This is a genomic window from Aerococcus sanguinicola (assembly GCF_001543145.1).
GTDB classification, from domain to species: Bacteria; Bacillota; Bacilli; order Lactobacillales; family Aerococcaceae; genus Aerococcus; species Aerococcus sanguinicola.
Window position 1 is genome coordinate 1,986,619 of sequence record NZ_CP014160.1, and the last position, 12,385, is coordinate 1,999,003.

Genomic DNA, 12,385 nt, shown 5'->3' on the forward strand with positions numbered 1-12,385 from the left:
CACTGTCCGTCTTAATTCATACTGGCATGCTGCTGAATCAGCTCGCGACATTCTTGCATGTAGGACTGAATAATTTCTTCACAGGTCTCTTCTTGGTGAATGAGTCCGGCAATCTGACCGGCCATTAATGAACTATTATCCACATCCCCATCAACAACCGCTCGTTTCAAGGCCCCTTTGGCTAAAGCTTCTAGCTTGGTCCAATCAGGTTGGTCCTTGGCCGCTTCTTCATGTTCCAGCTTAAGATATTTCTTGGTCAGTTTATTACGTAAGACACGAACTGGATGGCCAGTCGATTCACCTGTAATCACTGTATCAATATCCTTAGCATTGATGATTTTTTCCTTGAAATTAGGATGGGCATTCGATTCCTTGGCGACCACAAAACGCGTCCCCACTTGAATCCCTGAAGCACCTAACATCAAGGCAGCTGCCATGCCCCGGCCGTCACCAATCCCACCGGCTGCAATGACCGGAATATCGACGGCATCAACTACTTGAGGAACCAAGGCCATGGTGGTTAATTTACCAATATGTCCACCCGACTCCATGCCTTCCACAATCAGAGCGTCGACCCCTTCACGGGCCATGCGCTTAGCAAGGGCAACGGAAGCAACCACGGGAATCACCTTAATGCCTGCTGCCTTGAAACGTTTCATGTACTTGCCTGGTGAACCAGCACCAGTTGTGACAATCTTTACGCCAGATTGGCAAAGATAGTCAACCAAGTCATCCACATGGGCATTGAGTAACATGACATTAACCGCAAAGGGCTTGTCCGTTAAGGCCTGCATCTTCTCGACTTTTTCTTGGACGAGTTCAACAGGATCATGTCCCGTCCCAATCACACCTAAAGCTCCGGCATTAGAGACAGCAGATGCAAGGTCTGCATCTGCCACCCATGCCATGGCGCCTTGGACGATGGGGTAAGTGACACCCATTTCTTTCCATAAATCAGTTTTCATTAAGCGCCTACTCTCTTAACTGTCGGCTTATTGGTTGTTGTCAACAAAGTCAACGAGGTCTTGAACAGTCGCAATGTTAGTTTCATCTTCATCGATGGTAACATCGAATTCGTCTTCGATTTCATTGATGATTTGGAAGATGTCTAAGCTATCTGCATCTAAACCGTCTTGGATGTTAGTGTCAGCCTTTACTTCTTCTGCCTCAACGTCTAATTGGTCAACGATAATTTCTTGGATTTTTTCAAATGTTGTCATTATTCTGTCTCCTTTATTTTATAAGAAAATTTTTACCATTCATTGAATGGATCGATTAGAGCTATCTTAAACTAAGTCCATGGACTTGTCAATTTAAGTCAGCTAGACTTAAAGAATTTTTTAAAGCCATCACAGCTCTTCAAATTCTCAACAAAAAGTATGATAACTTATTGTTTTTAATTTGTCAAATTATAATATACTTTATTTAGATAAATTAAAAGTGCAACAAAAGACTTCCCCCCAGCCTCCCCTGCAAAAAACAGTGAGACAGCCAGGACGGTTTAACTTTTGTCGCACAGGTCGATTATTGGTAAATATTTACAAATTCATCAATATCTTTGAAGTTAACAATGGTTCGCTCTTCACAGATATCCAGCATCTTCTCATTAGAATAGTCCCAATAGATACGGACAACAGCTGAATTGGTGAGCAATTTTTCGATGATTCCGGTCATATCGCAGTCTCTAAATTGAAATTTTATTTCATCTCCAACATCAGGACGAACCGATTTCTTTACCTGATCAATGACAGCGCAGGCTTCTTCATAGGAAAGGTCAATCAAATTCGCAATCCGAGATTTGTTTGTTCCCCTTCTTAGCTCCGTTTCAACCAACGCTTGAACTTCAGGAGTCAGCTTAATTTTCATACTTACGCCTCTTTCTTTGGAAACAAATAATAGCTACTAGTCTTATTTTAACATCATTTTAATATTTTTGCTAATATTTGCATTTTTGACTGCTTGAGGACTTGTTTAGCAACACAAAAAAGGCCTCTGCATGTGCATGCGATGTTATTTAGTCAAGAAAACCTGACATAAAGGTTTCCCATGCGCATATGGTCTACCCACTAAACATTACTGAGAGAGACAAAAGAAAAAAGCCACGGCTGAACCATGGCTTCATATCTGTTAGGAGGCTTAATGCAGTCCCTCCTCAACTTTTGCGGGGCTTTTTCCCTCAAGCTTTATACTGGAGGGGTATGCTTTTAAACACTTTAAACTTCTCTAAGAACATTGTCATATCAACGTTTGAGAGCCATTTTTAAATCATCTAAGCCCCTTCAATGGAGATGAGGGGAGTCGAACCCCTGTCCAGACATTCCGATTATATGACGTTTACACTCATAGTCATAAGATTCATTTTAGCGCCCCAGGGGTCTTATGACAAACCGATCTGGTTAGCGAACCTGGTGAATCTCTTCTCTAACTTCCAGGTGGAAAGTTAGAGCGTATCCCACTTCAATAGGACCCGAAACTAATACATGGGCGATACTAGGCGGATCTTAGCATGCTGCTAGGCAGCGAATGCTAAAGTTTGATTTTCTTGTTTGTCAGTTATATTTAAACTGTTTGACGTTTTTACGAAGTCGTCGCTTCGGAATGTAGTCATACATCGGGGCATGCCTGTCGAATTCCGGAACATCCCCGAATGTGATGCAAAAATAATTATAACAAATACTAAGGCTCAGTGCAAGCCTCATGCCCTATCGACCACAAAGCAGGCCCTCCTTTTGTAAGAGAGCCTGCTTTTTTTAGTTATTACTTAGACCAGTCATCAGGGCGAATCTCTAAGAGCTTAATCCTCAGCAAGCTCTACGAAATGCTTGGTCTGGTTGTAAGCTTCCAGGTGGTAGAAACCATCCTGGTAGCGGAGGATGCTGACACTGGCATTGTCTAACATCTGGTCGATCTCAAAATCAGGAATGAGTTCATGGATCATATTGCGAATGGTGATGCCGTGAGAGACAATGAGGATATTCTGGTCGGTCTCTCGGTGCTTAGTAATGACATCGATCAAGCCCAGTTCCACCCGCAGCCAGAAGGTCATAAAGTCCTCGGCATCATGGCTAGGGTCCAATTCATGGAAGGCATCCATCTCAACTTTAACCGCATCAGGAGAGGTCAATCCCTCATAGCCCCGGCTCAAGTCTTGGTGGACATGCCGACTCACGCCGTCCCAGATCTCCTTAGCATCCAGGCCTTCGAAGCTGCCAAAGAACTGCTCGCGGAATTCGGGGCGTTTTTGAATTTCTAGGCCCTGGCCCTGCTTATTCTGATCTAAGACCAATTCAGCTGTCTTAACCGTCCGCTGCAGGTCACTGGTATAAACAGCGGAAAATTCAATCTCCGCTAGGCCCCGGCCGCTGCGCATGGCGTCCCGGATCCCCTGATCCGTTAAGGGGGCATCACACCAGCCCTGCATGCGGTTATACTTGTTCAGATAAGTTTGGCCGTGGCGCATAAAGTAAATGCTGACACCTTTGGACATCGCTTCAATCTCTCCCTTATTAATTGTTAACTTCCTTCTCTGCTATCTTACCAGAACGGAAGGCGCAAAGTAAATCTTTAAGGTCTTGGACATTGGCTTTTAATGCTTGGCCGACATCCGTCTGCCCCACTGTCTTACGTTCCAGTTCCTTATCGACCACACGCCGGGTGGAAATAATATCCGTTCCGTTCATCACCACGTCTTCGACCCCCTTGAAGGCTTGGTGGCAGACCAATTGCATACCAAAAGAGTTAAAGAGCAGGGTATAACCTGCAAGTCCTGTTGTGGATTGGTAGGCCTTGGAGAAGCCCCCATCAATAACCAGGAGCTTTCCATTAGCCTTGATAGGGTCTTCCCCCTTGATTTCCTTGACGGGGGTGTGCCCATTGATCACATGGCCGCATTCCACGGGCAGGTCGAATTCTTTGAGGATGGTATCCACACAGGCCTCCTCTTCTCGCCAGCTGTAGTAAGTATTTTTATATTCTTCATGGGTGTCCTTATCCTTGACATAGTAGCGTTCGAAGGTCCGCATCTGCTTCTTGCCAAAGAGCGAGGAGGCTTCGCCCTGCCAGAGATACCAGCAATAGTCCAAGTAGGGATTTTTGCTTTCATCAGCCTGGCGGAAACTATACATCAGGCGCATCTGCTTATCGAACTTATCCATAAGTGTGCGTCCCCCATAGAACTTGCCATCGATTTCCAGCTCCTTAAAGGAATGGTCCTCATTAAAAGGAATACAGCCGTGGAAGAGCAAGTTATCGTTGTAGCACTTGTAGATCCCCCCCTTGCGGTAGAGGAAGGCAATATGCTTATGGAGCCGGTCGCAATTGAGGAAGGCTTCCTGGAGCCGGTCCATAATCATCTCTTCATCTTCCGTCAGCCGGTAGGGGTCATCGGGGTCAACAGTGGGGAAATGGGTATTGAGCAAGCGGTGCCAGTTCCCATCGACGAAGACCTGGCCCTTGTCAAAGTCAATCTTATCTAAAAGCAGGCGGTTGTCACAGTTGAATTCAGGATGGCGCTTGATAATGGCCGCTTCCAACTTGAACTGGATAATGGCCATGGCTTGTTGCATCTTGGCAATCTGGACGATTTCAGCTGGGAAGTGGTCAATATCTGGGTCTAATTTGGGCATAAAAATCCCTAAATCATCATCTGAATAGGTTGCGTCCACAAAGGAAACCAATTGGCGCAGCGAAATCCCGTAAGCGTCCTCAATGATATTCAAGTTATCATAGCGGGCGCAGATGCGGATGACATTGGCAATCAGGACCCGAGACCCACTGGCAGCTCCCATCCAGATCACATCGTGGTTGCCCCACTGAATGTCAAGAGACTTCTTTTCCATCAAGAGGTCAATAATCTTATCTGGACTATCACCCCGGTCGTAGATATCCCCAAGAATATGGAGGTGGTCCACGACTAATTCACGGATTAACTCCGACAAGCGTACCACTAAGAGGTCAGCTTCATTCAATTCAATGATATTCTCTACGATATTATGGTAATAGTATTCCTTATTGGTCACAACGGAATCCTTAAAAATCAGCTCTTCCATAATATAAGCCATGTCCTTAGCCATAGCCTTGCGCACCTTAGACCGGGTGTACTTAGACACCACGAACTGGGCCAGTTTGACCAAACGGGATATAATCGTATAGTAGAAATCAACTACTTCCCGCTCGCTGGTGAATTGAGGAAGGAGGTGGGCCAACATCTCTTCAGGATAATAAATAATCGTCGCCAATTCATTACGCTGTTCCTGGCTGAGCAAGGAACCAAAAACTTCAGAAATCTTTTCTTTGATATTCCCTGAGCCGTTACGTAAGACATGGTTGAAGGCATTGAATTCCCCATGGAGGTCGCTCATGAAATGTTCCGTGCCCTTGGGTAGCTCCATAATGGCTTCCAAGTTGATGATTTCAGTTGTTGCAGCAGCCTGGTTAGGAAATTTTTGGGCCAGTAATTGCAAGTAACGGTCATGTGTATAGGAGGCTTTTGTATCCATACGCTTAATCCCTTCAAACATATTTGTAAGAAAACACTTACATCTTCTATTCATTATAGCATGCTTTTCGTTTTCTGCTAGAAACTTTCCAATAAAAATATTCTTTAGCGAATTGTATTGGCCAGTATCCGCTCAACTTTTTGAATCGGTATAAAGTTTTTTATTGGTCATCAAGCTAGTGTTGAGGATTAGAGGACATAAAATCGCCTTTCCAAAAAGAAAAAGCCGGGCTCAGCCCAGCTTGAAAATCTATTTCGAAAGGCTAGTCCGGCAGAATTGCCTGCCCTGAAGAAAAGTCTAGCGCACCTTGAGGGCCCGTTGGATGTCGCGTTTCATATCGCGTTCCTTGAGGCTCTGGCGTTTGTCGTAGCGTTTCTTCCCTTTGGCTGTGCCGATAAGAACCTTAGCAAAGCCCCGTTTGATATACATTTTGAGGGCGACTAAGGTGTAGCCGTCCCTTTCCGTCGCCTTTTCTAACTTAGCGATCTCCCGCTTCTTCAAGAGCAGTTTGCGCCGGCGCATAGGATCAGGGTTGTAGCGGTTGCCCTGCTCATAGGGGCTGATATGGCATTGGTAGAGCCAGACCTCCCCCCGTTCAATCCGGGCAAAGGCGTCCTTTAGGTTAACCTTGGACTGGCGGACGGACTTAATCTCCGTCCCCGTCAGGACAATGCCGCATTCGACAGTATCTTCAATGGTGAAATCGTGGTTGGCCTTGCGATTTCGGGCCACCACATGACTGTTATCTTTTGCTTTAGCCATTTGATAGCTCCTTTACTTTTGACGTTTACGAATCTTAAAATCTCCCTGGCCTTTGTGCTTATGTTGGGAAGACTTTTTGCCTTTCTTGCCTTTTCCATGTTTCTTCTTAGGATGACCCTTCTTGTCCTTCTTAGGGGACTTGAAGTCTTTAGGCTTGGCCTTGTGGTGCTTGCCCTTGCCTTTCTTCTTAGCTTTAGACTGGCCAGCTTGCTGGTCTTTACCTTGCTTGGACTCAGCCTCCTCTTCTACCAAGCGGAAGTCCAGTTGCCGGGAGTCCACGTCCGCATTGATCAGTTTCACTTCAATCGGATCGCCAATCTTGAAGGTCCGTCCCGTCCGTTCACCGATCAGAACCAGGTGACTTTCTATGAAGTTATAGTAGTCATCTTTGAGGCTGGAGACATGGATCATGCCCTCAATGGTATTCTCCAATTGGACAAAGAGGCCAAAATTTGTGACCGAGCTGATAATGGCTGGGAAGGTCTCGCCCACCTTGTCCAACATAAATTCGGTCTTCTTCAGGCTATCCACTTCTCGCTCAGCATCCACACTGCGCCGCTCCCGCTTGGACGATTGCTCGGCAATCTCACCTAAATTTTTCTGGGTCGACGTATTACTTTCATGGTTAGCATACTGGCGGATAAGCCGGTGGACAATCAAGTCCGGATAGCGGCGGATAGGCGAGGTGAAGTGGGTATAGTCTTCCGCTGCTAGGCCAAAGTGACCCAGAGCTTCGGTATCATAGTGGGCCTGCTGCATGGACCGGAGCATCATCATCTTAACGACAGGCTCATAGGATTCGCCCTCAATCTTCTTGAGGATCTGCTGCAATTCCTTAGGCTTGATATCAGAAGAAGTCCCCTTGACCTTAACCCCCATGGCCGTCACGAATTGGAGGAAGTTCTGCATCCGGTCCATATCGGGATGTTCATGGACCCGGTAGATAAAGTCTTTCTTAGCTAGGGTGTAGTGTCTAGCAACCGTCTCATTGGCGGCCAGCATGAAGGATTCAATCATCCGCTCACCCAGGCCACGCTCACGGAGCTGGATATCCACTGGGAAGCCTGTCTCATCCACAATGATCTTAGCTTCCGATGTATCAAAATCAATGGCGCCCCGGTGCTTACGTTTAGCTTCTAAGATATGGTGGAGGTCTGCCATTCCTTCTAACATGGCCACGATATCTTGGTATTGCCCACGCAAGTCTTGGCCCTGACCCGAGAGGATGGCATTGACATCAGAATAGGTCATGCGGTGGTCGGATTGAATGACACTTGGCCCAATCTGATAGTCCGTCACTTGACCCGTCTTAGACAAGGTCATCAAGCAGGACATGGCCAGGCGGTCCACCCCTTCTTGGAGGGAACAGATCCCATTCGATAAGCGTTGGGGCAGCATGGGAACCACCCGGTCAGTCAAATAGACAGAGGTCCCCCGGTCGAAGGCTTCCTGGTCGATCGCAGAGTTTTCCTTAACATAGTAGGAAACGTCCGCAATATGGACCCCCAGCTCATAGCCCCCATCCACTAAAGTTTTGAGGGAAATGGCATCGTCCAAGTCCTTGGCATCGGCCCCATCGATGGTGATGGTGAGCTGGTCCCTTAAATCCATCCGCCCCTCTAAATCCTCGGAGCTAATCGTTTCGGAGACAGCCTCGGCTTCCGCCATGACCTCTTCTGGAAATTCATGGGGGATGTCAAACATGGCGAGAACCGCCAATATATCCGTTCCCGGCGCATCCTTGTGGCCCACCGTTTCCTTAACTAGAACCCGGCAGGTCATCGCCAATTTGGCTGTTGGATAGGCGACAATCTCGGCCCGGACAATCTCCCCTTCAACAGGCTTGAGGCCCTGGTCCGTCACTAGGCAGGTCATTTGGCCCAAAGAGTGGTTGAGCGGCTTGATATAACCGATCGCTTGGTATTTCTTCTGGTCGTCATCGGAGAAGGGATAGAATTCCCCAACAACTTGTTGGTTGGCCCGTTCCAGGACCTGGTTAATCTTACCCTCGGCCGACTTATCTTCCCACTCCTTGGCTTCCTGGGTGATCTCAACTTGGACTGTATCCCCATTCATCCCCCCATTGAGGTCCTTGGCAGGGATAAAAATATCGCGTTCCATATTCTCCACACTCACAAAGCCGAAGCCCTTCTTATTCACTGAGAGCCGACCGGTCAGCTGGTCATAGTCCTGGCTTAAACCGAGCGTCCCGTCTTCTAGGATCACAATCTCGTGCTGGCGCTCCAATTCCGCTACCAGGTTGACAAAATCTGTAAAATCCTTTGCCGCATCATAGCCTAAAAGCTTGCTGTAATCCGAAGCGGTCTGCCCCTGGTCACTAGTCTTTATGGCTTGTAAAAGTTGGTCTTTTACTTGTTCTTTATTCATGCCTTATCTTTCCAATCTAGTCCTTCTAAGAAATCAAGGACATCGTCTTCTAAATGTTTATGGTTACTGCCAACGGTGAGGACATGCCCTGCATCTGGATAAGAAACAAAATCAACCGTCTTACCCAGATCTTCCATATAGGCCTTGAGCTGGCTTCCCGCCGTCCCGTCGATTAATTCATCCTGTTCGCCCTGGGCAATAAAGAAAGACTTGTCCAAAGTCGTAAGATCCTGGCAAATTTGAGCGTTCATTTGGTCGATGTTTTCTAAACGCTTGGCCAACTTAGGCTGGATAGCCTGACTTTTGGCAGAAATTGCTTCTGGGTCTTCGCCTAATTGTTGCCAGACCTTCTTCACATAGGTCATGAAGGCTTGGGGGACCTGACTCTCGCTAATCGAATCGAGCATCAAGGGCGAGCTGAAGACCCCGCCTCCCAAGAGCGCGTCGTCATCTAAGAGCAGCCGGGTCGCGATGCTAGAGCCTAGCGACAGGCCAAAGACCGCAATCTCCTCATGACCGTCAGCACGCAGCTGGGCCAGCGCTTGCCGGCCATCTTCAATCCACTGGCTGCAAGGCGTGTCCACTAATTGGTCGACATCTGTTGTAGCGTGGCCCGTAAAGTTAGGGCCTAGCACCGTATAATTCTCCCGGTTGAGTCGGCGACCGAGCATCCGTTGGTCATTAGCCGTTCCTGTATAAGCGTGCAGTAAGAGAACCGCACGGGGACCGGCTTTAAAATAGAATGGTCCAGGTAATTTCACAATACCCCTCCTCAAGATCTTTCACTTACTTTCATTTTACCGAAGACTGCCTAGGGAAAACAACCCATAGCCTTCAGGAAAAAAGAATGCTTCGATATTTTTAATTTAATTGCGATTATCGATGACTGTTTGTCGAGCATCGAGACGAGATCTTATCTAAATTCAAAAGCAGAACACATGCGAGGATTCCAATGCAAAAGAAAAACCAGGTTGAACCTGGCTCTTGTCAATCTTATGATGAAATTTTAGCAATTAATAATGCAATTACCATAAAAACAAAACCAAGTACAACGGTAAAACGGTTCATGGCCGCTTCAAAACCGCGGGCCTTCTTGCGTTTACCGACAGAGGCATCAGAACTCGTTAGATTGCTCGGATTATTCTTTGATGGTTGCACAATAACGACTAATATTAATAGAATCGCAATGACAATCATTGCTGTTAGTAAAATATCGTACAATACATCCCCTCATCTCATAAATAAAATTATACAACCCTTATTCTACCATAACTTGGTCTAGCAAACAATGCTTTCTCTTCAGATCCAGAGGTCTAGTCGGACAAAATACTTAAGCAGGCTGGAGCTCGCCTAAGACTTGGGCAAAAATCGCCAAAGCCTGGTCGCAGTCTGCCTGAGAAACATTCAAGGAGGGCAGGAAGCGGACCACATTACCTTTAGCACTCACTAAGAGCAGTCCTGCTTCATAACAAGCTTGGCAAAGATCTGCGACTGGTAAGCTGAGCTCAACGCCGAGCAGGAGGCCCTGACCCCGGACATCAACAATCCTGCCGACTTCTTGACGAATATGATTTAGGCCTTCCTGTAATTGCTTAGACCGTGCCTGGACATTAGCCAATAATTGGTCCTGGTCCAAAACATCGAGGACAGTGTTGGCTAAGGCGCAGGCTAAAGGATTGCCCCCAAAAGTGCTCCCATGGTCCCCTGCTTGGACACTGGCCTGGATCTTTTCTCCCGCCAGCAAGGCCCCAATCGGAAAACCGCCCGCTAGCCCCTTGGCCAAAGTCACCATATCCGCCTGTAAGCCATAGCCCTGACTGGCTAAGAAATGACCGGTCCGACCGACCCCTGTCTGTACCTCATCAATAATGAGCAGAAGGTCAGCTTCCGCTTGGAGGTCTTTTAAGGTCTGGGCATAGGCCTGGGTCATCGGATGGACCCCACCCTCCCCTTGAATCACTTCGACAATGATGGCGCAGGTCTCCTTGGTCACCGCTTGCTTGAGAGCCTGGCAGTCATTATAGGGAACATAGGAGAAGCCTTCGAGCATGGGCGCAAAAGGCGCCTGCAAGCTTGCCTGACCCGTTGCCGCAAGTGAGCCCATGGTCCGACCGTGGAAGGATTGTTGGCAGCTAATGATTTGAATAGCATTTTCGCCCTTGTGCTGGCGGCCCCACTTACGGGCTAACTTGATCGCCGCTTCATTAGCTTCCGTCCCCGAATTACAGAAGAAGGACTGGCCCAAGCCCGTCTTTGCGGCAAGTTTTTCCGCAAGTTCGATGGCGGGCATGTTCCAGTAATAATTAGAGAAGTGCATGCCGACTTGACCTTGGTCAGCTAAGGTCTGGACGAGGGCGGGATGGCTATGCCCCAGGGCGTTAACCGCAATGCCGGACATAAAGTCCAGATAGGCCTTGCCGTCCGCATCATAGACATAAGACCCTTCCCCCTTCACCATCACCCGGTCCTCCCGGTTAAATAAATTCAATAAAACCTCTTGCCCGCGTTGGCTCCATTCTGCTTGACTCGTCATCCAACCATCCTTTCTAGCTGCGGTATTCCGCATTAATCTTAATGTAATCGTGAGAGAAGTCACAGGTCCAAACCCTGGCCTGAGCCTGGCCTAAACCGAGACTTAAGTGGATCTGAATGTCTTCTTCATGGAGAATCTGCCGCGCCAGGTCTTCATCCATGCCTTGCCCCTGCCCAGCTTGGTAGGGGGTGATCGTTCCCCCTGCTGATGCAAAAGCAATGGTCAGGCGGTCCGGATCGATGGGCAGACCTTCGGCATAGCCAGCTGCGGCTAAGACCCGACCCCAATTGGCATCCTCGCCATAGAGAGCTGTCTTAACCAAGTTGGACGTGGCTACCGATTTAGCCACGGACACGGCCTGGTCTTCGTCTTGGGCGCCTTCAACGGCTACCGTGACAAACTTAGTCGCTCCTTCCCCGTCGCGTACAATCATTTGCGCCAAGTCGCGCATGACCACTTCTAAGTCTTGGGCGAATTGGTCGACATCAGCTGGACCTGCTTGACCGGTAGCGGCTAAGAATGCCGAATCATTAGTCGACGTGTCCCCGTCCACCGTAATCCGGTTGAAAGTCGTTTGGGTCACCTGGTGGAGGACCTTGCCGAGCTGGACCTGGCTGAGGTCAGCATCCGTTGCGATAAAGGCCAGCATGGTACCCATATTCGGATGGATCATCCCCGATCCCTTAGCCACCCCAGCAATTCGATAATGATCGAACTGGTAGGCCACTTGCTTGGTACAGGTATCCGTCGTCAAGATAGCCTGGGCAAAATCATCGGAAGAAGCCGTCCCGAGTTGACCGCATAGACTGTCGCAAGCAGAGACCAAGGGACTCACATCAAAGGCTTCCCCAATCACCCCTGTTGAAGCCATCAGAAATTCATCTTCGCCAATCTTTAAAGCCTCACACAAGCTAGCTTGACAAGTTTTTAAAGCTTCCCAGCCAGCCGGGCCATTGCAGGCATTGGCATTGCCACTGTTGACCGCGATTAACTTGAAACGCTTCGATGCTTCCAATTGGTCCTGGCAAAAACGAACCGGATGGGCTTGGACAGGATTTTGAGTGAAAACGCCCGCTACTTCCGCCCCATCGGGAAAGTAAATCAGTCCCATATCTTTCTTCTTATATTTAAAACCGAGATGGGCTCCGCAAGTTTCCAAGCCGGGAATACTGGCAAGGCCCTGGTTTAATACATCTCTCATAGC

11 protein-coding genes and 1 other RNA gene are annotated in these 12,385 nt (G+C 48.1%); all 12 read right to left on the reverse strand.

Going from position 1 to position 12,385, the window contains the following annotated elements:
- Positions 1-11 precede the first annotated feature (11 nt).
- Complete coding sequence (gene fabK, locus AWM72_RS08915) at positions 12-965, reverse strand: enoyl-[acyl-carrier-protein] reductase FabK (RefSeq protein ID WP_067976375.1); 954 nt, start codon at positions 963-965, stop codon at positions 12-14.
- Between the two features lie 27 nt (positions 966-992).
- Positions 993-1,220 (reverse strand): acyl carrier protein, encoded by a 228-nt coding sequence (locus AWM72_RS08920; protein ID WP_067976378.1) that lies wholly within the window; start codon positions 1,218-1,220, stop codon positions 993-995.
- Between the two features lie 304 nt (positions 1,221-1,524).
- Complete coding sequence (locus AWM72_RS08925) at positions 1,525-1,866, reverse strand: DUF2187 family protein (RefSeq protein WP_067976381.1); 342 nt, start codon at positions 1,864-1,866, stop codon at positions 1,525-1,527.
- A gap of 414 nt (positions 1,867-2,280) precedes the next feature.
- Positions 2,281-2,645: a transfer-messenger RNA gene (gene ssrA / locus AWM72_RS08930) on the reverse strand.
- Positions 2,646-2,794: 149 nt separating this feature from the next.
- On the reverse strand, positions 2,795-3,487 hold the full coding sequence (locus AWM72_RS08935; RefSeq protein ID WP_067976383.1) for a histidine phosphatase family protein: 693 nt from the start codon (positions 3,485-3,487) through the stop codon (positions 2,795-2,797).
- Between the two features lie 19 nt (positions 3,488-3,506).
- Entirely contained in the window at positions 3,507-5,498 is a 1,992-nt protein-coding gene (locus AWM72_RS08940) for a fructose-bisphosphatase class III (protein WP_067976645.1), read from the reverse strand.
- Positions 5,499-5,795: 297 nt separating this feature from the next.
- The gene (gene smpB, locus AWM72_RS08945; RefSeq protein ID WP_067976385.1) at positions 5,796-6,260 is read right to left on the reverse strand and encodes an SsrA-binding protein SmpB; all 465 of its coding nucleotides are present in this window, start codon (positions 6,258-6,260) and stop codon (positions 5,796-5,798) included.
- Positions 6,261-6,272: 12 nt separating this feature from the next.
- Positions 6,273-8,648 (reverse strand): ribonuclease R, encoded by a 2,376-nt coding sequence (rnr, locus tag AWM72_RS08950; RefSeq protein WP_067976387.1) that lies wholly within the window; start codon positions 8,646-8,648, stop codon positions 6,273-6,275.
- Positions 8,645-9,409, reverse strand: coding sequence for an alpha/beta hydrolase (locus AWM72_RS08955; protein ID WP_067976389.1), 765 nt, complete (start codon positions 9,407-9,409; stop codon positions 8,645-8,647). Before AWM72_RS08955 ends, rnr begins: the two co-directional genes overlap by 4 nt.
- A gap of 232 nt (positions 9,410-9,641) precedes the next feature.
- Entirely contained in the window at positions 9,642-9,869 is a 228-nt protein-coding gene (secG, locus tag AWM72_RS08960) for a preprotein translocase subunit SecG (RefSeq protein ID WP_067976391.1), read from the reverse strand.
- 109 nt (positions 9,870-9,978) lie between these two features.
- Positions 9,979-11,181, reverse strand: a complete 1,203-nt coding sequence (locus tag AWM72_RS08965; RefSeq protein WP_070485920.1) for an acetylornithine transaminase — start codon at positions 11,179-11,181, stop codon at positions 9,979-9,981.
- 13 nt (positions 11,182-11,194) lie between these two features.
- Entirely contained in the window at positions 11,195-12,382 is a 1,188-nt protein-coding gene (argJ, locus tag AWM72_RS08970) for a bifunctional glutamate N-acetyltransferase/amino-acid acetyltransferase ArgJ (RefSeq protein WP_067976392.1), read from the reverse strand.
- Between the last annotated feature and the right edge of the window lie 3 nt (positions 12,383-12,385).